We start from the raw sequence: 20,314 nt of genomic DNA, 5'->3' as shown, positions 1-20,314 counted from the left end.
ACCTGCGCCTGACCCACCGCAGACGGCGCCGTAAACCCCGCCTTACCACCACCGTCGTTGTTCACCGCCGAACCCCGCACCACCGCATGCACCACATCCCCCGCCGCCACCGCATCCGCCAACCGCCGCAACACCACGACGGCCAGTCCGCTGCCGTTGACGGTGCCGGCGGCGGCCCGGTCGAAGGCCCGGCAGTGCCCGTCCGGGGAGAGGGCCATGCCGTCCTGGTGGCGGTACCCCTCCGCCTCCTCGGCCCGGACGCCGACGCCGCCGGCCAGCGCCATGTCGCACTCCCCCGCCAGTAGCGCCTGGCACGCCTGGTGGATCGCGACCAGCGAGGTCGAGCACGCCGACTGGATCGTCATCGCGGGGCCGCGAAGGTCGAACTTGTACGCCACGCGGGTGGCCAGGAAGTCCTTCTCGTTGGCCATGAGCGCGCTCATGTCGGAGATCAGCGTCGGGTCCGCCGCGACCGCCCGGAGCAGATAGGAATTGACGGAGCTGCCCGCGTAGACGCCGATCCGGCCCGGGAAACGCGCCGGGTCGTACGCCGCGTCCTCCAACGCCTCCCACGCACACTCCAGGAACAACCGGTGCTGCGGATCCGTCATCTCCGCCTCGTGGGCGCTGAACCCGAAGAACTCCGCGTCGAACAACTCCACGCCGTCCAACCGCGCCTTCGCCGGCACATAGGACGGATGCGAATACACCGACTCCGGCACCCCCGCCGCCGCCAACTCCTCCGGCGAGAAGAACGTCACAGACTCCACCCCGGCGCACACGTTCCGCCAGAACTCCGCGACACTCGACGCTCCCGGGAAACGACCCGCCAGGCCGACCACCGCCAGCGCGTTGTCGAACTGGTCGTCGAGGTGCGCAGGCAGCTCGGTCATCGGTCCGTCCCTTCCGCGAGGCGGCGCTGTTCGTGCGCCTGTCGACGACGTGCCAGGGCGCCACCGCGCACCGCCGCCCGGCGGAGCTGCGCGCGGCTGGCCGGTGACCCCGGGTCCTGCTCCCCGTCGGCCGGTTCCGGCGTGGCGCGGATCCGGTCCAGGTGGGCCGCGAGCGCGGCCACGGTCGGGAACTGGAACAGGTCGACCACGTTCAGTTCGACGCCGAGCCGCTCGGCGAGTTGCTGGCGGGCGCGTAGGGCGAGGAACGAGTGGCCCCCGAGGTCGAAGAAGTTGTCGGTGCGGCCCAACGGCGGGACGTCGAGCACGAGGGCCCACACCTCGGCGACCGCGCGCTCGGTGGCGCCGATTGGCGGCTCCGCCGTGGCCTCCTGGCGCAGCGGCCGGCCGGCCCGCCAGGTCAGCCGGTCCCGGTCGAGCTTGCCGTTGGTGGTCACGGGCAGGGCCTCCACCGCGGCGAGGACCGCCGGCACCATGTAGCCCGGCAGGTGCCGCCGGGCCACGGCCCGCACCTCCTCGTACGTCGGTGCCGGCCCGTCCTCGAGGACGAGCAGTGCGGCGAGGTCCCGGCGGTCCGGGTTGTCGCCGCGGACCACGACGGCGGCCTCCCGGACGGCGGGGTGGGTCACCAGCACCGCCTCGATCTCGCTCGGCTCGACCCGGAAGCCGCGCACCTTGAGCTGGCTGTCGAGCCGGCCGAGGAAGTCCAGCCGACCGTCGGGCAGCCAGCGGACGAGGTCGCCGGTGCGGTACATCCGGGCGCCGGGCGTGGCCCCGAAGGGGTCCGGGACGAAGCGTTCCGCGGTGCGACGGGGGTCCCGCAGGTAGCCCCGGACCACCTGGAGCCCGCCGAGGCACAGTTCCCCGGGCACGCCGACCGGCACCGGTCGCCCGGCCCCGTCCAGCACGTAGGTGGTGACGTTGGCGATGGCGCGGCCGATCGGGGGCGCGTGCACCACCGGCCCGTCCTGCGGGGGCACCGGGTCGGCCGTGGCCACCACGGTGTTCTCCGTCGGGCCGTAGTGGTTGACCAGCCGGGCGCGCAGCGCGGGCGGGGGCGTACGGGTGAGCGCGTCGCCCCCGGTGAGCAGCAGCCGCAGCGCCGAGCCGGTCACGGCCTCCTCCGCGAGCACCGCTTCGGCGACCGTGGTGGGCAGGAAGGTCACGGTGATCGCCTCGTCGACCAGCCAGCGCGCCAGCCGGTCGGGGGCGACCCGGACCGGCTCGGGCGGCACGTGCAGTGCCGCGCCACCGGCCAGCGTCGCCCACAGTTCCCAGGTGCAGGCGTCGAAGCCGGGGCTGGCGACGAGGGTGGCGCGGTCCTGCGGCCCGATCCGGTAGGCGTCGAGGTGCCAGTGCACCAGGTTGGCCAGGCCGCCGTGGGTGACCTCGACGCCCTTCGGGCGCCCGCTGGAGCCGGAGGTGTAGATGACGTACGCGATCTCCCGTGGGTCCGGCTCCGCGGGCGCGGCCACCCCGCCGGCCCCGGCGGCGGCCTCGCCACCAGCATCGGCGTCGGCGGAGACAGCGGTGGTGGCGGCGACGTCGAGCACCGCGGTCCGCGCCGCCGCGAACCTGCCGGTCAGGTCCTCGCTGGTCAGCACCGCGCAGGCCAGGCTGTCGGCCAGCGTGAAGGCGAGCCGGTCCGGCGGGTAGCCGGGGTCGAGCGGCACGTACGCCGCGCCCGCCTTGAGCACGGCGAGGAAGGCGGTCACCAGTTCCGCTCCCCGGTCCAGGCAGACGGCCACCGGCCGGCCGGGCCCCGCGCCGACGGCCCGCAGCCGGGCGGCGAGGACGTCGGCGCGGCGGTCCAGTTCCCCGTACGTCAGCGTCCTGCCGTCGGCCCGCACGGCGGGGGCGTCCGGCGCCGTCCGGGCCCACCGCGCGACCAGGTGGTGCACCGGCCCGGTCGGGTAGTCGCGGACCTGCCCGCTCCAGCGGCGCACGATCCGGTCCTCCTCCGCCGGGTCCAGCAGCGCCGCCGCCGACAGCCGCCGGTCCGGGCGCGCGCAGAGCGAGCCGAGGATCGCCCGGTACTGCGCCATCAGTTGCGTGATGCGGTCGTCGTCGAACAGCTCGGTGCTGAACTCGAACTCGCAGTCGATGTGCGTGTCGCCCTCGAACGCCATCACGGAGAGGTCGAACTTGGAGACCTCGCCGACCATGTCGAGCAGTTCCACCGTCAGCGGACCGACGTGCAGGCGCTCGAACGGGGGGAGGTTCTTCATCGCGAAGACGATCTGGAACAGCGGGTGGCGGGCCGGGTCCCGGACGGGGCGCAGCCGCTCCACGATCAGCTCGAACGGGGCTTCGTGGTGCGTCTGGGCGTCCAGCACGACGTCGCGCACCCGGGTCACCAGCTCGGCGAAGGTCGGGTCGCCGGACACGTCGGTGCGCAGCACGACGGTGTTCACCAGCAGGCTGACCAGCGGCTCCAGCTCCACCCGGTCCCGGCCGGCGACCGGCGTGCCGAGGACGACGTCCGACTGCCCGGTCTGCCGGTGCAGCAGGGCGACGAACCCGGCCAGGAGCACCATGTACGGCGAGGCGGCGTGCCGGCGGGCGGCGGCCCGGACCAGGTCGGTCAGCTCGGCGTCGAGGCGCACGGTCCGCCGGCCGCCCCGCCAGCCCAGCACGGCGGGCCGCACCCGGTCGGGCGCCAGTTCCGTCGCCGAGGCGCCGGCGAGCCGCCGCTCCCACCACGCCAGCTGGTCGTCGAGCTCACCGGCGCCGACGCGGTGGTGCTGCCAGCGGGCGTGCCCGGCCGGGTCGACGGGCGGCGGAGCGGGCTCCGTGCCGTGCCCCGTCCCCGCCGCGTAGTAGCGGACCAGGTCGTTGACCAGGACGCTGAGCGACCAGCCGTCGACGACGATGTGGTGCAGGTCGAGGAAGAGCCGGTGGTCGTCCTCGCCGAGCCGGAACAGCCGGGTCCGCAGGAGCGGCCCGCGCCGCAGGTCGAACGGGGGCTGCCGCTCGGCGGCGACCGCCTCGCGCACCCGGTCCTCGCGCTGTGCGGGCGGCAGGTCGGTCAGGTCGGTCACGTCGAGCCGGACGGCGGGCACGTCGACCGTCCGCTGCACCGGTTCGCCGTCGACGTCGTCGAACACCGTGCGCAGGGCGGGATGGTGCGCCACCAGCCGGTCCAGGGCGCCCCGAAGGGCGTCCACGGACAGCGGTCCGGTCATCCGCAGCACCGCCGGCACGTGGTAGGCCGGGCTGTCCGGTTGGAACTGGTGCAGGAACCACAGGCGGCGCTGCGCGAAGGAGACCGGGGCCGGGGCGTCCGGGTCCGGCGGGTGTCCGTCGGCCGCGAACCGCCGCGGGCCGTCGGTGGTCGCCGCGTCGTCGGGCAGGGAGTCGACCGTCGTGTCGTTGGCGAGGAACTCGGCCCCGGCCGCCAGCCGGCTGGCCAGCCGGGCCCGGACCGCGTCGGAAGGTGTTCGGCGCACGGTACCGCTTTCTGCTGGGACGGGCGGGACGGTCAGCTCACCGGCGACGGCGCCGGGCCCGGCGGGTTCACCGCCTCGAACTGGCTCGCCCGGCGCAACCGGTCGAGCAGCTCCGGCTGGGCGGCGCTGCCGCCGGAGTGGCGCAGCTGGTCGGCCAGGACGCCGTTGAAGGCGCGGACGAAGTCCTTGACCTGCTCGCCGGACATCCCCTTGCGCTGGAGGTAGAAGGTGCTCCACTGCTCGAACCCGAACTGCGGCAGCCAGACGGAACTGGTCACGTCGACGAAGAGGTCGTCGATGATCTGGGCGGCGGTGGACCAGTCCATCGTCTGGTGGCTCCAGTTGAACGCCTCGCCCTTGATACCCAGCTCGTCCCGGCGCTGGTAGATCGGGGTGACCGGGTCGCAGTACCACAGCTGGGCCCGGAAGTAGTCCGGCCGGCCCTGGTCGAGCAGGTCCACGGTCTCGGCGACGGTCTCCTCCGTCTCGCCGGGGAAGCCGACGATCAGCGAGGCGTACGTCGAGATGCCGTGTTCGTTGAAGGCCCCGAGCGCGTCGATGTAGTCCGCCCGGCGGGCGGTCTTGTTCATCTGCTTGAGCAGCACGTCGCTGCCCGACTCGATGCCCAGGAAGACGCCCTCGCAGCCGGCTTCCTTCATCAGCTCGATGGTCGCGCGGTCGCCGTGGTCACTGCGGTAGAAGCAGTTCCACTTGAAACCATAGTCCTTGTCGATCATCATCCGGAGGATGTCCCGGAACCGGTTCTTGGGGACGTTGAAGGTGTCGTCGATGAACGTCACGGTGTTGACCGACGGCAGCTTGCGGATGTTGTCCAGCTCCCGCTCGACGTGCGTCACGTCGAGGTAGGTGTACTTGCCGGCCCGCTGGGGGAAGCCGCAGAAGGCGCAGGAGAACGGGCAGGACTTCGCCGTCCGGGTGGTGACGAACTCGTTGAACGCGTCGGGGCCGAAGACCTGGTAGTCGACCAGCTCGGTCAGCGGGTTCGACTCGATCTCCGTGCGGGTGTGGACGAAGTCGCCGTCCGAGCGATAGGCCAGGTTCGGCACGTCTCCCGGGTCCGTGCCGGACCGCAGCGCGAGCGCCAGCCGGGCCAGGGTCAGCTCACCCTCGCGGCCGGTGACGTAGTAGTCCGCGCCGAGGTAGTCCATCATCGCGTCCAGGTCGGGGCGTTTGAGCGCGGCCACCTGGTTGGTGATGAACGGCCCGCCGACCACGATGGAGACCTTCGGGTTGTGCCGGCGGACGAACTCGACGATCTCGATGATCGGCTGCGGTGAGACGTACAGGGTCGTGGTGATCGCCACGAGGCGGACGTCGCCGTCCAGCTTCTCCCGCAACTGCTCCCGCTCGTGCTGGAACAGGTTGACGAAGTCCACGCTCAACCCCCGGCGGGCCAGGAAGCTGCCCAGCACGGTGACCACCGGCCAGAGGAAGTCCGCGTTGTGGAAGTACGGCTTCGGCGCGCCCGGCGGGCTCTCGCGCAGGTGACTCAGCGCGTCCAGCGCGCGCAGCGGTCGCCCGTCGAGGTCGATGTACGCCAGGCGCAGGTCGCGGAAGGCGCCGGAGTCGGCCCCCATGAGGCGCACGTCGCTGACGTAGCTGGCGAAGTCGACGTCGTTGAAACCGACGATCAGGCAGTCTGTCATGTGCCGCTCCGTTCCGGACAAAGAGACCGGGGACCTCGTCGCCCGCTGCCGGGCCAGTCGAGTTGGCGCACCGGGGGCGCTACCGGGAATCGGCCGCCAGGTCGGCGGCGATGGCCCGCACCACCCCGGCGGGGTCGGTGATGTGGAAGAAGTGGTCGCCGCGCACGCTGTGGCCGCGGTACCCGCGGGACGTCATCCGCTGCCACCCGGCCATCGCCTCGGCTGTGGCGATCGGGTCCTCGGTGCCCGCGAAGCCCAGGATCGGCACGTCGACCGGGCCGTGCGCGGCGCCGGAGTAGCGGTCGATCCAGCCGAAGTCGGCCCGCAGCACCGGAACGAGCAGGGCGGCCAGCGCCGGGTGCTCCAGGATCTCGGCCGGGGTGCCGCCCATCCCGACCACCTCGCGCAGGAACTCCTCGTCCTCCAGGCCGAGCAGCCGGCGGGCGAGTTCCGGGAGGTCGTCCGGGGGGCGGGACCCGCCGACGACGAGCCGCCGGGGCAGCGGGGCGCCGCGGCGTTGGAGTTCCGCCACGACGGCGTGCCCGACGAGGGCGCCGAAGCTGTGGCCGTACAGCGCGTACGGCCGGGTCTCGTCGGCCAGCACGTCGGCGACCTCGGCGACGTCGAAGACGGGCGGCTCGTCGATCCGGCTCTCCCGGCCGGGCGGCTGCAGGGGGCGTACCGCGATGCCCGGCGCCGCGGTCGGGATCCAGGCCCGGTAGGCGGTCGCCCCCGCCCCGGAGTGCGGCAGGCAGTACAACGCCACCGGCGCCTCCGGGGTGTCCGGGAAGAGGAACCACCGTGGTCGTCGGTCCGCCGAGTAGTGGACAGTCACCATTGATCCTTCCGCGGAGACTCAGTTGACGACGGCGACCGCGCCGCCGTCGACGCGGTGGTTGGCTCCGTTGACGAAGCCCGCGAGGGGGCTGGCGAGGAAGACGACCAGCGCCGCCACGTCGTCGGGTGTGCCGAGCCGGCCGGTGGGGTTGTCGATCGACTTGGCGAGGACGCGCTGCTCGATGTCGGACCAGTCGGTGCCCCAGCCCTGGTCGGCGGCGAGACCGCGGACGTACGCCTCGACCCGGGGGGTGACGACGATGCCGGGACTGACGGTGTTGACGGTGATGCCGGTGCGGTCCAACGCCCGGGCCAGCCCCGTCGTGAGGTTGACCAGTCCCGCCTTGGTCGTCGAGTACGCCACCGAGCCGACCTGCGGCTGGGTGGCGGCGCCGCTGGCGATCTGGATCAGCCGGCCCCAGCCCCGGCGACGCATGCCGGGGACCAGCGCCTGGGCGAGGCGGGCCGGCGCCACCACGTTGAGCTCGTGCAGGCGCCGCCAGTCCTCGTCCGTGGTGTCGTCCCACGGCCGGTCCAGGCCGGTGGCGGCGCAGTTGACCAGGATGTCGACGCCGCCGAGGTAGCGCTCGGCCGCGACCGCCAGTCGGTGCGGGCCGTCGGCGTCGAGCAGGTCCGCCACGATCGGTTCCGCGGCGCCGCCCCGGGCCCGGATGCCCTGGGCCACGGACTCCGCGGCGGGCACGGAGCGCCCGTGCACGACGACCGTCACTCCCTCGTCGGCAAGCATCTCGGCGATCCGCGCTCCGATGCCGGACGACGACCCGGTGACGAGCGCCCGCCGACCGTCCAATCCAAGATCCACTGGTTCCCCCCGTGACATGGTTCGAACGCCGCACCCGGCGCGGGGCGGCCCCTTACCCGGACCTGACGATCCGCCCGCGGCGGCCAGCTCAGCCGCGCTGGCGCCGCCCCGGCGAGCGGGCGCTCGACGCACCGCGGCGGGTGGTCGTCCGCCGCCCGCGCTCGCGGTGCTCACACACCCGGCCTGAAGGACGGATCAGCACTCGGATGTCCCCGTTCCCCCACGTTGTCCCTGCCCCAGCGGTGTCGCCGCCACGGCGGGCACGACACCGGCGTCCCGACCTCCCGGTCGATCACCGGGAGCACTCCGGCGCATTTCCGCCAACCCCGTCGGGACCCGGGAAGCACATCATGGAGCCCGGACGGAGTCAATCCCTACCAATAAGTTCGGGGTCGTCGACGTGCGCATTAGCGCGGACAGATCCGGCAATTAACGATCCCTTGGTCGCCGCGCATTATCGCGGCTAGCTGCAGTTCCACCGGATCGAGTGACACTGATCACGGGCTCAGCCTCGGATGGCCGCCGCGCGGCCCACGGGCCGTGAAACTTCCACACGCGGGCGCCCCCCAAATGCCCATAAAGCGTGCATCGACTGCCAAAAACTGGCGGTTCGGGTGAGCATTCGATCACGGGTGGACACATACCAGCCGGTATGCAAGGATCGAGGAAACGCTTGCAAATCGAACGAGACCATTCGGAGGCAGGCAGGCACCAACCGATCTTGCTTGTGCCGACCCTCCGAACCCCGACTCGGGGTTCGCGTCTTTATAACTGGCACCAGACCGTCAGCGCCGCCCGTGCGAAGCCACCGCGGCAGACCGCCGCAGTGCCACTGGCCGCACCCCATAAACGTCCGTCGCAGTGCTATGCGCATTCACGGACGTCGTCGCCGACGTGCCCTTTTCGAGTACGACCGCGCGTCCGCCCGTCACGAGTGGGACCGGGCGCGGGACGGGGACGGGATGAGGAAAGGATCCGGGCATTCCATGGACATCGCGATCGTGGGCATGGCCTGCGCGTTTCCCGGTGCCTCCGACGCGGCCTCCTTCTGGGCCAACGTCGTCGCCGGCACCGACGCCGTGGTGGAGGTCGACCCCGGGCGGTGGGACGCGGACCGCTACTACTCGGCGGACGATCCCCGCCCTGGGGAGAAGAGCCCGTCCCGTTGGGGTGGTTTCCTGACGCCCGTGCCGTTCGACCCGGTGGCCCACGGCGTACCGCCCGCCGCACTCGGGAGCATCGATCCCGCGCAACTGCTCGCCCTGGTCGTCGCCGAGCGGGCACTGGCCGACGCCGGGTACGCCGACCGCCCCTTCCCCCGGGCGCAGACCTCGGTGATCTTCGGGGCCGAGCCCGGCGCCGACCTCGCGACGGCGTACGGGATGCGGGCGCTGCTGCCGACGTACTTCGCCGAGCCGCCCGCCGCGCTCGACGCCCACCTGCCCCGTCTGACCGAGGACTCCTTCCCCGGCATCCTGGGCAACGTCATCGCGGGCCGCATCGCCAACCGGCTCGACCTGGGCGGGGTCAACTACACGGTCGACGCGGCCTGCGCGTCCTCGCTGGCGGCGGTCGACCTGGCCTGCAAGGAGCTGGCCGTAGGCACGAGCGACATGGTGCTGTGCGGCGCGGTGGACGTGCACAACGCGGTGCACGACTACCTGCTCTTCGGTTCGGTGCAGGCGCTGTCGCCCACCGGGCGGTGCCGCACCTTCGACGAGTCCGCGGACGGCATCGTGATCAGCGAGGGCGTCGCCTGTCTCGTGCTCAAGCGGCTGGCCGACGCGGAACGCGACGGCGACCGGATCCACGCGGTGATCGCCGGCGTGGGCGGCGCCAGCGACGGCCGCGGCATGGGCCTCACCGCCCCCCGGGCGCAGGGCCAGCGGCACGCGGTCGAGCGGGCCCTGCGGGCGGCGGGCGTCACGCCCGGGGAGATCGGCCTGGTCGAGGCGCACGGCACGGGCACCGTCGTCGGTGACCGCACCGAACTGTCCGCCCTGTCCGAGGTGTTCGCCGCCGACGGGGCCGGGCCGGCCACCTGCTCGCTGGGCTCGGTCAAGTCGCTGATCGGGCACACCAAGTGCGCCGCCGGCATGGCGGGCCTGATCAAGGCCGTCCGGGCGGTGCAGACCGGGGTCCGCCCACCGACCGGGCACCTGACCCGGCCCAACTCCTACTGGGACGCCACGGCCAGCCCGTTCGCCTTCGACGGCGTGGCGCGGCCCTGGCTCGCTCCCCCGGCCCGCCGCGCCGCCGGCGTCAGCGCCTTCGGCTTCGGCGGCACCAACTTCCACGCCGTGGTCCGGGCCCACCCCAGCACCGCCGACCCCGACCAGGCGTGGGAACGCTGGCCGGCCGAGCTCTTCCTGCTCCACGCGGCCGACGAGCAGTCGACCGGGGAGGCGGCGCGTGCCCTGTCCGCCCTGGCCGCCGACGCGCCGCCCGGGGACGGGGCGCTGCACGCCCTCGCGCTCGAGTGGTTCGGCCGCACCCGCGACGACGGCCGGCCGGTCCGGGCCGCCGTCGTGGCCGGCAGCCTCGACGAGCTGCGGGAGCGGTTGCGGCTGGCCGCCACGGGCACCGCCGACCCCGGGGCCGGGGTCTACCTGGCCGACCCCGGCCCGGCGGAGCCGCCCGTCGTGGCGCTGCTCTTCCCCGGGCAGGGCAGCCAACGCCCCGGCATGCTGGCCGACCTCTTCGCGGCCTTCCCCGCCATGCGGACCGACCTGTACGACGACCCGGCGCTGGCCGCGGTGATGTTCCCGCCCACCTCGTTCGACGAGGCGACGGCGGCGGCCCGGGCGGCCACGCTCGCCGACACGCGCCACGCCCAACCCGCCCTTGGGGTCGCCGAGCTGGCCCTGCTGGAGCTGCTCGGCTCCCTCGGGGTCCGGCCCGACCTGCTCGGCGGGCACAGCTACGGCGAACTCGTCGCCCTGCACGCCGCCGGCGCCCTGTCCCGCCCGGACCTGCTGCGGCTGACCGCCGCCCGGGCCGCCGCGATGCACGCGGCCGGCGGGCGGGGCGGCACCATGGCGGCCGTCGCCGCGAGCGCCGACAAGGTCGCCGCCGCCCTCGCCGGGGCCGGCCTCGACGACGCCGTGGTGATCGCCAACCACAACGCCCCGGAGCAGGTGGTGATCGCCGGCCCCGAGGCGGCGGTGGCGACCGCGGTGACCGGGCTGCGCGCCCAGGGCCGGTCCGCCACCACGCTCGGCGTCTCCTGCGCCTTCCACAGCCCCGCGATGGCCGACGCCACCGAGGAGTTCGCCGCCGTCCTCGCCGACTGCCCGGTGCAGCCGCCACAGCGCCCGGTCTGGGCGAACGCCTCCGGCCAGCGCTACCCGGACGCACCGGACGAGATCCGCCGGCTCCTCGCCGGGCAGCTCGCCGCCCCGGTGCGGTTCCTGACCCAGGTCGAGGACATGTACGCCGCCGGGGCCCGGGTCTTCGTCGAGGTGGGGCCCGGACGGGTGCTCAGCCGGATGATCGGCCGGATCCTCCGCGACCGGCCGCACCGGGCGGTCAGCTGCGACGTGCCGAACGAGCCGGGGCTGCCCCGCCTGCTGCACGCCCTGGCGGAGCTGGCCGTCGCGGGAGTGCCGGTGGACCCGGCCCGCCTCTTCGCCGGCCCACGGGCCACCTCGGCCCCCGCCCCCGCCGCCACCGGGTGGACGGTCGACGGGCACCTCGTGCGGGGCCTGGACGGCAAGCCGGTGCCGAACGGCCTGCGCCCCGCCGACGAGGCGCCCCGGCTGGCGGCGGCGGACAGCGCCGGCAGCGGCGATCCGCGCGAGACGGCGGTGCTGGAGTTCCTGCGCAACAGCCGGGAGCTGGTCGACGCCCAGCGCGAGATCGTGCTCGGCTACCTGGACCGGGAGCCCCGGCCGCGGCGGTCCGCACCGGACCCGACGCCGGTCGCCGCGGCGGCGTCCACCGAGCCCGCCCGCACCGAGGTGGCCGACGCCGGCCCGACCACCGTCCTCGGGCTCGCCGTCGACCTGCTGAGCGAGCGGACGGGATATCCCGCGCAGATGCTCGCCCCCACCATCGACCTGGAAGCCGACCTCGGCATCGACTCGATCAAGCGGACGGAGCTGGCCGAGACGCTGCTGCGCCGGTTGGCGGTGCCGCGACCGGAGACGCGCGTGTCGACCCTCGTCGGCGCCCGTACGATCGCCGACCTGGTGGCGCTGCTTCCCCCGCTCGACCCGACGGCGACCGGCCCGGCCGCGACACCGGACGTCCCGGGGCCGGCCGACACCCGGACGGCCGGCCGGGCCACGCACGACCCGGAGACGGCCGGGCGGTCCACGCCGGACGCCGGGATGCCCACCGGGCCCGCCCCGGGCCGGGCGCCGGACCGGTACGTCCCCGCCCTGCGGCCGCTGCCCGCGCCGTCCCGCGCCGCCGCCGACCTCTCCGGACGCGTCGCGGCGGTCACCGGCGGCGCGCCCGACCTGGCGGACGCGCTGCGCCGCCGGTTGGCCCGCTCCGGGGTCGCCGCGGCCGACGCCGCGACCCCGCCGGGTGAGCTCGACCTGGCGATCCTGCTGCCGGTGACGGACGCCGCCGGCGAGCCGGCCCTGCCGGCGGCCTACGACCGGCTCCGCGCGCTGCTCACCGCGGGGGTGCCGGACATCACCGTGGTCACCACGATGGGCGGTCACTTCGCGCCCCTCGACTCGGAGACCGCCCCGGCCGGACAGCACGCCGCGCTGGCCGGGATCGGCTTCGCCGGGCTGGTCCGCACCGTGGCCCACGAGTATCCGCAGACCCGGGTCCGCCTGCTGGACGTGGACCCCCAGGGCGGCGCGGAGGCGGTCGCCGAGCGGATCGTCGACGAGGTGGCCGGCGGGACGCCCCGGGGGGTGGTCGGACTGCCCGGCGGATCCCGGGTGGTCCGCCGCTACGACCGGCAGGACCTCCCCGCCGGGTCCGAGGCGCTGGACCTGGACTCCGACTCGGTGGTGCTGGTCACCGGCGGTGGGCGGGGCATCACCGCCCGGACGGCGGTGGCGCTCGCCGAGCGGTACGGCTGCCACCTGGAGATCGTCGGGCGTACGGCTCCGCCGGAGTCCGCCGAGGACCCCGCCACGGCCGGCCTGACGGACCCGGTCGAGCTGCGCCGTGCCCTGCTGGCGGCCGGCACCGGCACGCCGGCCGAGGTGGAGCGCCGGTTGCGGGCCCTGCTCGCCGGGCGCGAGCTGCGCGCCGTCCTCGACCGGCTCGAGGCGCACGCCGCGTCCGTGCGGTACCACCGCTTCGACATCCGCGACGACGCCCGCCTGGCCGCCACCGTCGACGAGGTCTACCGCCGGCACGGCCGGATCGACGTCGTCGTGCACGGCGCCGGGACGCTCGACGACCGGCTCATCCGGGACAAGGACCAGGCCGCCTTCACCGCCGTCTACGACGCCAAGGTGCGCAGCGCCCGGGTCCTGCTGGACGCGCTGAAGCCGGACCTGCGCCTGCTGCTGTTCTTCTCCAGCGTCTCCGGGGCGTTCGGCAACCGGGGGCAGGCCGACTACGCGGCGGCGAACGACGCGCTGGACACCCTGGCGCTGGCCGCCGCCGACCGCTTCACCGGCCGCACCCTCGCCGTGGCGTGGGGTCCGTGGGCCGCCGCCGGCGGCGGCATGGTCTCGGCCGAGCTGGAACGGGAGTACGCGCGCCGCGGCATCGCGGTGATCGACCCGGAGGCGGGCGTCGAGGCGCTGATGCGCGAGATCGCCGAGGGCCCGCGCGACGCGCACCAGGTGCTGTACGTGGCCGGCGACCCGGCCCCGTTCCGGCCCGTCGGGTTCGATGACTGAGCCGGCCCGGTCGCCGTACCCCCGCCAGTCGGGACCGGCCGTCCTGCGCCTGGCGGCGTCGTCCCCGGCGGAACTCGCGGACCGGCTCCGGGCGGTGGCCCGGGGCGCGCGCCGCCCGGAGGAGCCGGACGAGCCCGGCCTGCCGTGCCGGCTGGCCCTGCTGACCCCGACCCCGGACCGGCTCGCCCTCGCCCAGGAACTCGTGCTGCGGGAACGGTCGTGGGCCGGTCCGGCCGACCTCTGGTACACCACCGATCCGGTGCTGGGGCCGGGCCGCCCCGGCCGGGTGGCGTTTCTCTTCCCGGGCCTGTCCGCGCACGACCGGCCACCGCTGGACGACGTGGCCGGGGCGTTCGGCCTGCCCGGCTACCAGCCGGACCGCACCGGGACGGTGGGCGGCCGGACGTGGGACCTGCTGCACACCGGGCGCCTGCTGGACGGCGCGCTGCGGCGGATGGGCATCCGGCCCGACCTCGTCGCCGGGCACAGCGCCGGCGAGTGGAGTGCCCTGTTCTCCGCCGGCAGGTGGGCGCCGGAGGCGTTCGACGACTTCGCCCGGCGGATGGGGCCGGACGCCTACCAGCTGCCCGACGTGGCGTTCGCGGTGGTGGGCTGTCCGGTGGTCGAGGCGAGACGGCTCATCGACGGGGTGGCCGACGTGGTCATCTCCCACGACAACAGTCCCCGGCAGACGGTGCTCTGCGGCACCGACACGGCGATCCACACCGCGTTCGCCCGGATCGCCGATCCCTCGGTGCCCCGGACGGTGCTGCCGTTCCGGTCCGGCTTCCACAGCCCGATGCTGGCGCCCTACCTCGACCCGGTGGCCGCCATCCTCCGGGCCGTCCCGCTGCGGGCCGCGACGGTGCCGGTCTGGTCGGCGACCACGGTGGACCGCTACCCGGACGACGAGCCTGCGCTGGGTCGGCTCCTGGTCCGGCACCTGGTCTCGCCGGTCCGCTTCCGGGAACTGGTGCAGCGTCTCCACGACGAGGGCACCCGGGCCTTCGTGCAGGTCGGCCACGGCAGTCTCGCCGCCTTCGTCCGCGACACGCTGCACGGCCAGCGGCACGTCGTCGTGAGCGCCTCGGAGGGACGCCCCGACGGGCTGGCGGCGCTGGCCCGGCTCGCCGCGGCGCTGTGGGTGCAGGGCCTGCGACCGGACTTCGCCGCGCTGCCCGGCGCCGACGACGACGCCCACCCCGCCGGCCCACCGGCACCGGGCGCCGTCGACGACCCGGTGCTCGCGGCCTTCCAGGCCGTCCTCAACGAGGTCGCCCACGCCAGCCGCGAGGTGCTCGGCGGCTGGCAGCGCCGGCACCAGGATGACAGGGTGAGGCCATGACGGAACGAGAGCTTCCCGCGCTGACCCGCGCCGAGCAGGAGCTGGTGGACCGCTACCTGCGCATCGTCGACCTGGTCGCCCGTCTCAATCCGGCCCGCGACAGCGGCCACTTCGACGTGCGGGGATGCGTGCTGGCCGCGCAGGCGCTGATGGCGGAGGCCAAGGCGATCGGCGTGACGGCGGAGACCATGCTCGAACGCGGCGAGGACGAACTGCACGCCGCCACGCTGGCCCGGGCGATGCGCGCCCTGGACGGCGAACGGCGCATCGCCCGGCTGCGGCTGCCCCCGAACTGAACGTCGCACACCCAGGGAGGGCAGGTTGCACGGTAGTGGGCAGCGGCTGGCCGTGGTCACCGGCGCGGCCAGCGGGATCGGCGCAGCCGTGGCGCGGCGGCTGGTGGACGACGGGTGGCGCGTGATCGGCTGGGACCGTCGCCCGTGCGACGCGGACGGCGTGACCGGGCGGCAGGTCGACGTACGCGACTACGACCAGGTGGCCGTGGCGGCGGCCGAGGTCGAGCGGGCCGACCTGCTGGTCAACAGCGCCGGCATCGGCGGGCGCGGGTTCGCCAGCGAACTGGCGCCGGCGGCGTGGGAGCGGGTCATCGGGGTCAACCTGACCGGGACGTACTACTGCTGCCGGGCGATGTTCCCGGCGTTGCGGCGGGCCGGCGGGCTGGTCGTCAACATCGCCTCCGTGGCGGCGCACCTGGCGATGGTGGAGGGAGCCGCGTACTGCTCCTCGAAGGCCGGTGTCGCCATGCTGACCGAGGTGCTCGGGGTGGAGTGGGCCGCGCAGAACATCCGGGTCATCGCGGTCAGCCCGGGCTACGTCCGGACGCCGCTGGTGATGGACGGCATCCACCGGAACCTCCTCGACGAGGAGACCATCGTGCGGGGCACCCCGCAGCGCCGGCTGGCTGAGCCGGCCGAGGTGGCGGAGCTGATCCGGGCACTGGCCGCGGACGAGCTGCGTTACCTGACCGCCACCACCGTGCGCTTCGACGGCGGGTGGACCGCGAGCGGGGGCTACCAGCCGCACCTCGCGGGGGACCTGCTACCCGCGTTGGACGACCCGCCGCCCACCCGGGACAGGGCCGGCGCGACAGCGCGGGACTGACCGGGGCGGAGCCGCGACAGCGGGACTGGCCAGAAGCGGGGCCGACGGGCCGGGTGGCGCCGTCGACCCCGGACGGGTCGGCTCAGCTGGCCGCCATCGCCGCCGCGCTCTTCTTCCGGCTGCGCAGGATGGTGTCGACCAGCCCGTAGGCCACCGCGTCGTCGGCCGTAAGGATCTTGTTCCGCTCGATGTCGCGGGAGACCTCCTCCTGGGGGCGGCCGGAGTACTGGGCCAGCATCTCCTCCATCTGGGTGCGCATCCGCATGATCTCCCGGGCCTGGATCTCCAGGTCGGTGCCCTGACCCTGGACGCCCTCGATGGCGGGCTGGTGGATCAGGATCCGCGAGTGCGGAAGCGCCATCCGCTTACCCGGGGTGCCCGCCGCCAGCAGGATCGCGGCGGAGGACGCCGCCTGCCCCAGACACACGGTCTGCACGTCCGGGCGGACGTAGCGCATGGTGTCGTTGATCGCCGTCATGGCGGTGAACGAGCCGCCGGGCGAGTTGATGTACATGGTGATGTCCCGCTCGGGATCCGTCGCCTCCAACGTGATGAGCTGCGCCATCACGTCGTTGGCCGCGGCGTCGTCGACCGGTGTGCCGAGGAAGATGATCCGGTCCTCGAACATCTTGCTGTACGGGTTGGTCTCCTTCATGCCGTACGACGTCCGCTCAGCGAACGACGGCAGGACGTACCGTGCGTCCACGGACAGATTCGGCTTCCGGATCATGTTCGCCCTCTCTCCCTCGGAAATTGCTCCCCCGGCAAATTCACCCGTCGACCGGGCGACGCAGCGGAGATGATCCTCTGTCGACCCTATCCGCTTCCCGGGCGGAATGCCGCTCCCAAACAGGGGTGTTTACGCGAGCAGCAGAAGGGGTCCACTGCGGACGGTCGACGCTGCCGGCTGCGCCGCACCCACAACGGATCGGGCGGCGACCGGGAGCGCCGGTGCGTCCGCGCGGCACCGCGGTCGGCCGGGCCCCGGGGACGCCGGTCGTCGACGACGAGGGACGGCCACACAATTCGTCCGTGCAGATCGGCACACTTCCCTGACATGGGAATTCCGTGAGAGCACGTCGGCGAGTTACCCCACCGCTGATCGACGATGGTCAAATGCAGAAGCGGTATCCGGCACGCGGGCACCGATCGCCGACGGGGCCCGTCCGGCCCGAGCGGCGCACGCTGGGTGCCCCATCAGCCACGCAGAGCCGCACCCGGCGGTGTGCGGCGGGCTTCGCCGCTCACCGACGCACCCGAGGAGCGATCCAGACGCCGACGCCGTCGCCGTGGCACTGGTTGACGCTGGTGGTGCTGACCTGGAGGGACACCTGCGTCGCGTCGCTGATGTCCACTCTGACCGCGCGGGTCTTCCCGAGGCCGAGGGTGGTGGCGAAGACCGCTTGCTGTCGGCCAGCACGGTGAACCGGAGCGGCAGCGCTTTCGCGGAGTCGTCCGCGATCCCCACGGTCGCCTCGAGGACCGCGTACTGCCGGCTGATCACGAACGTGGCCGTGAAGTTGTCGTTCAGCCAGCACGGAGACGCCACGAGGGCGGTCTCGCGCTGCTCGCCGGCGACGAGCAGCGGCTCCTGCTCCCAGCCCGACTATCGCGGGATGAAACCACCGACGCCGTCTCGAGATCGACACGGTCCGATTATGGCAACGCCCCGCACTACGGGCTGCCCTGGACGGCGCGCATGGTGCGCGGTGAAGCGGGCGTGCTCGACGACGGCGGGGCGGTCGGGCAGGCGGGACGTTGACCGGCTCTGGACGCGCCCTCGGCCACGGGCTACGTGACCTCCGGACCCAACTCGCGCCACACCGCCGTACCGGCGCGAGACCGGCGGGAGGCTAGGCCCACTCCCCTGCGAAGAGCGGCTCGACCGGGCGATCCCGGCGTCCGATCCGCAGGTCCCCGAAGATCGTGCTCCGCTCCGCCCGCTCGACCTCCGCGTCCAGGTCGATCCGTAGCTCCTCGGAGGCGTCGTGGGCCGCGCCGACGAGGACGAGTTCGGTCCCGGAATGATCGAGGAAGTCCGGCGGGTCGAGCGGGGCGAAACGACGGCCGTGGAACTTCCCCTGCAACTGAGCGGGCAGTTTGACCTTCTGGTCCCCGCGCAGTCCGACCCCGGGCGGGGAGGGTGCTTGCGGGTTCTTCACCGTGATGATGTAGCTCGCCTCCGGCTCGATGCTCAGCTCGTGCTGTGGTGCTCCGAGTCGCAGCGGAAGTTCGAGTTCGTACGCCAGATGGGTGTGGTCGCCGTGCCGGGCGATCACGTACGCCCCCTCCGCCACCGGCCGGGCCGGCGGCTGCTCCCGTCCGCCGCGGGTCTCTGTCCGGTACGCGCGCGCCTGAAGGGCCTTGTGCAACTGCTCGGGCCGGCCCACCACCTCGTCGACGAACGCCCAGAAGCGGTCGTGCTGGTCGATACCGGGCAGGCGCTTACGCCCGACCACGAGCAGCCGCAGGTGCCGCCCCCGCCACGGGTGCATCACGACCAGCAGCCGCTGCACCTCCTCCAGCGAGTCGACGTGCTCCTCGTCCACCCGTGGCCGGTAGAGGAAGTAGATGTCCCCGTCTTCAAGTACCTCCGCCATCCGTGCCGGGTACCCGCAACTGCGGCCGGGCAACGCCGGCTCCGCGCACAAGCCTTGACGGAGGGCATGGCCTTACCGGCCCATACTCGCCTTCCTGGTCGCCTACCTGATGGCCTGCCCCTCCGCACCACTGCGCGGGAGCCTTCATGATCACTGACGCCTGCGCCCGTCTCCTACCCGACCGATCCCCACTGACCTATTTGCGCGGCCTCTGAGGTGAGTTACGGAATGCGTCGATAGGGGTAGTTTGTTCCTGCTGCTGCCGGGTACATGCGCGGAATGCTCCAGGGTCTGATGCGTACGAAGTCGGTCGAACAGTCCATCGCCGAGGCCGATGAGCCGAAGTACCGGATGAAGAGGAGCCTGAGCGCGCTGGACCTCACCGTGTTCGGCGTTGGGATCATCATTGGCACCGGCATCTTTGTGCTGACAGGGCAGCAGGCGGCCCGCAACGCCGGCCCGGCGATCATCCTGTCGTTCCTCATCGCCGGCGTGGTGTGCGCGCTCGTCGCGGTTTGCTACGCGGAGCTCGCCACCACTCTGCCGGTAGCCGGGGCGGCCTACACCTTCTCCTACGCCACGCTCGGCGAACTGGTCGCCTGGATCATCGGCTGGGACCTGACGTTGGAATTAGCGATCGTGACCAGCGTGGTGGCCCGAGGCTGGTCGGCGTACCTGCATGACCTGTTCAACCTGCCCGACACGGTGGCCGGCGACGCCGCCCGCCCCGATTGGGGCGCCATTTTCATCGTCGTCCTGCTCGGCATCATGGCCCTCTTCGGGACAAAGCTGTCGGGCCGCGTATCCGCCGTGTTGGTCGCGGTCAAGGTCGCGGTGGTGTTGTTCGTCATCGCGCTGGGTGCCTTTTTCATCAAGGCGGCGAACTACACGCCGTTCATCCCCCCCAGCCAGCCGGCGGAGAAACAGGCTGGCAGCGACGCACCGCTGCTGCAGGTCCTGCTCGGCGTGACCCCGCAGCATTTCGGCGTCTTCGGAATTCTCGCGGCAGCGTCGATCGTGTTCTTCGCCTACATCGGCTTCGACGTGGTCGCAAACACCGCCGAGGAAACCCGCAACCCGCAGCGCGACATGCCTCGCGGCATCCTCGCATCACTGGCGATCTGCGCGGTGCTCTACATGGCGGTGTCGTTCGTCATCACCGGCATGGCGCACTACACCCGGCTCGACACAGGCGCCCCACTGGCCCGCGCGTTTGACGAGGCCGGCATCATATGGGCCGCCAAGATCATCGATGTCGGCGCGCTGTCCGGGATCACCACCGTGATCCTGGTGTTGCTGGTCGGCCAGACCCGAGTGCTGTTCGCGATGTCGCGGGACGGATTGCTGCCGCGCGGCCTGGGCGCGGTGCATCCGCGGCTCGGTACGCCCTGGATCATCACACTGGTGATGGCCGTGGCCGTGTCGGCGCTTGCCGGGTCTGTGCCGCTGTCCCAACTCACCAAGTTGGTGAACATTGGCACGCTGTTCGCGTTCGTGATGGTGTGCCTCGGCGTGATCGTGCTCCGGCGCACCCGGCCCGACCTGCATCGCACATTCCGGGCCCCCGGTGTGCCCTGGCTGCCAGCGCTCGCCATCCTGGCCTGCCTGTGGCTGATGCTGAACCTGCCAGTAAAGGCCTGGATGCGGTTCTTGGTCTGGATGGCGCTCGGCCTGGTCGTCTACTTCGCATACGGACGGCACCACAGCCGCCTTGGCAGGCGCCTGCGGCGGTGAACCGGCA

12 protein-coding genes are annotated in these 20,314 nt (G+C 73.2%); 5 read left to right on the top strand and 7 right to left on the bottom strand.

Going from position 1 to position 20,314, the window contains the following annotated elements; all coding sequences use genetic code 11:
* The 5 genes from ACGF5C_RS26985 to ACGF5C_RS26965 all read right to left on the bottom strand — a co-directional run.
* Positions 1–893: beta-ketoacyl synthase N-terminal-like domain-containing protein (locus ACGF5C_RS26985; protein ID WP_393305998.1), on the bottom strand; the 893-nt coding region annotated here is incomplete at its 3' end.
* Positions 890–4,360 (bottom strand): amino acid adenylation domain-containing protein, encoded by a 3,471-nt coding sequence (locus ACGF5C_RS26980; protein ID WP_393305996.1) that lies wholly within the window; start codon positions 4,358–4,360, stop codon positions 890–892. The genes ACGF5C_RS26985 and ACGF5C_RS26980, both read right to left, overlap by 4 nt.
* Positions 4,361–4,392: 32 nt before the next feature.
* Positions 4,393–6,027, bottom strand: a complete 1,635-nt coding sequence (locus ACGF5C_RS26975) for a PhpK family radical SAM P-methyltransferase (protein ID WP_393305994.1) — start codon at positions 6,025–6,027, stop codon at positions 4,393–4,395.
* Positions 6,028–6,106: 79 nt separating this feature from the next.
* The gene (locus ACGF5C_RS26970) at positions 6,107–6,862 is read right to left on the bottom strand and encodes a thioesterase II family protein (protein ID WP_393305992.1); all 756 of its coding nucleotides are present in this window, start codon (positions 6,860–6,862) and stop codon (positions 6,107–6,109) included.
* Between the two features lie 21 nt (positions 6,863–6,883).
* Positions 6,884–7,687, bottom strand: coding sequence for an SDR family NAD(P)-dependent oxidoreductase (locus tag ACGF5C_RS26965; RefSeq protein ID WP_393305990.1), 804 nt, complete (start codon positions 7,685–7,687; stop codon positions 6,884–6,886).
* Positions 7,688–8,673: 986 nt separating this feature from the next.
* Between ACGF5C_RS26965 and ACGF5C_RS26960 the strand changes: the two genes are divergently transcribed.
* Genes ACGF5C_RS26960 through ACGF5C_RS26945 form a run of 4 tightly spaced genes read left to right on the top strand, consistent with a single transcriptional unit; the run spans position 8,674 to position 15,973 of the window.
* Positions 8,674–13,506, top strand: a complete 4,833-nt coding sequence (locus ACGF5C_RS26960; protein WP_393305988.1) for an SDR family NAD(P)-dependent oxidoreductase — start codon at positions 8,674–8,676, stop codon at positions 13,504–13,506.
* Complete coding sequence (locus ACGF5C_RS26955) at positions 13,499–14,851, top strand: acyltransferase domain-containing protein (RefSeq protein ID WP_393305986.1); 1,353 nt, start codon at positions 13,499–13,501, stop codon at positions 14,849–14,851. The genes ACGF5C_RS26960 and ACGF5C_RS26955 overlap by 8 nt, the downstream gene beginning before the upstream one ends.
* Positions 14,848–15,147: a hypothetical protein gene (locus tag ACGF5C_RS26950; protein ID WP_393305984.1), complete on the top strand. Its 300-nt coding sequence runs from the start codon at positions 14,848–14,850 to the stop codon at positions 15,145–15,147. The genes ACGF5C_RS26955 and ACGF5C_RS26950 overlap by 4 nt, the downstream gene beginning before the upstream one ends.
* A 25-nt stretch (positions 15,148–15,172) precedes the next feature.
* Positions 15,173–15,973: an SDR family NAD(P)-dependent oxidoreductase gene (locus ACGF5C_RS26945; protein WP_393305982.1), complete on the top strand. Its 801-nt coding sequence runs from the start codon at positions 15,173–15,175 to the stop codon at positions 15,971–15,973.
* A gap of 82 nt (positions 15,974–16,055) precedes the next feature.
* Here ACGF5C_RS26945 and ACGF5C_RS26940 read toward each other — a convergent pair whose 3' ends face one another.
* Both ACGF5C_RS26940 and ACGF5C_RS26935 read right to left on the bottom strand, forming a co-directional pair.
* On the bottom strand, positions 16,056–16,703 hold the full coding sequence (locus ACGF5C_RS26940; protein ID WP_357459090.1) for an ATP-dependent Clp protease proteolytic subunit: 648 nt from the start codon (positions 16,701–16,703) through the stop codon (positions 16,056–16,058).
* A 1,123-nt stretch (positions 16,704–17,826) separates the two neighbouring features.
* Entirely contained in the window at positions 17,827–18,573 is a 747-nt protein-coding gene (locus tag ACGF5C_RS26935; protein WP_393305980.1) for a hypothetical protein, read from the bottom strand.
* Between the two features lie 279 nt (positions 18,574–18,852).
* Here ACGF5C_RS26935 and ACGF5C_RS26930 point away from each other — a divergent pair, with 279 nt between their 5' ends.
* The gene (locus tag ACGF5C_RS26930; protein WP_393305978.1) at positions 18,853–20,307 is read left to right on the top strand and encodes an amino acid permease; all 1,455 of its coding nucleotides are present in this window, start codon (positions 18,853–18,855) and stop codon (positions 20,305–20,307) included.
* The last annotated feature ends 7 nt before the right edge of the window (positions 20,308–20,314 follow it).

The sequence above is a fragment of the Micromonospora sp. NPDC047620 genome (assembly GCF_043205005.1).
In the GTDB taxonomy this organism is placed as follows: Bacteria; Actinomycetota; Actinomycetes; order Mycobacteriales; family Micromonosporaceae; genus Micromonospora.
The sequence above is the reverse complement of the archived record's forward strand: the minus strand, read 5'-3'. Positions and strand labels throughout refer to the sequence as shown.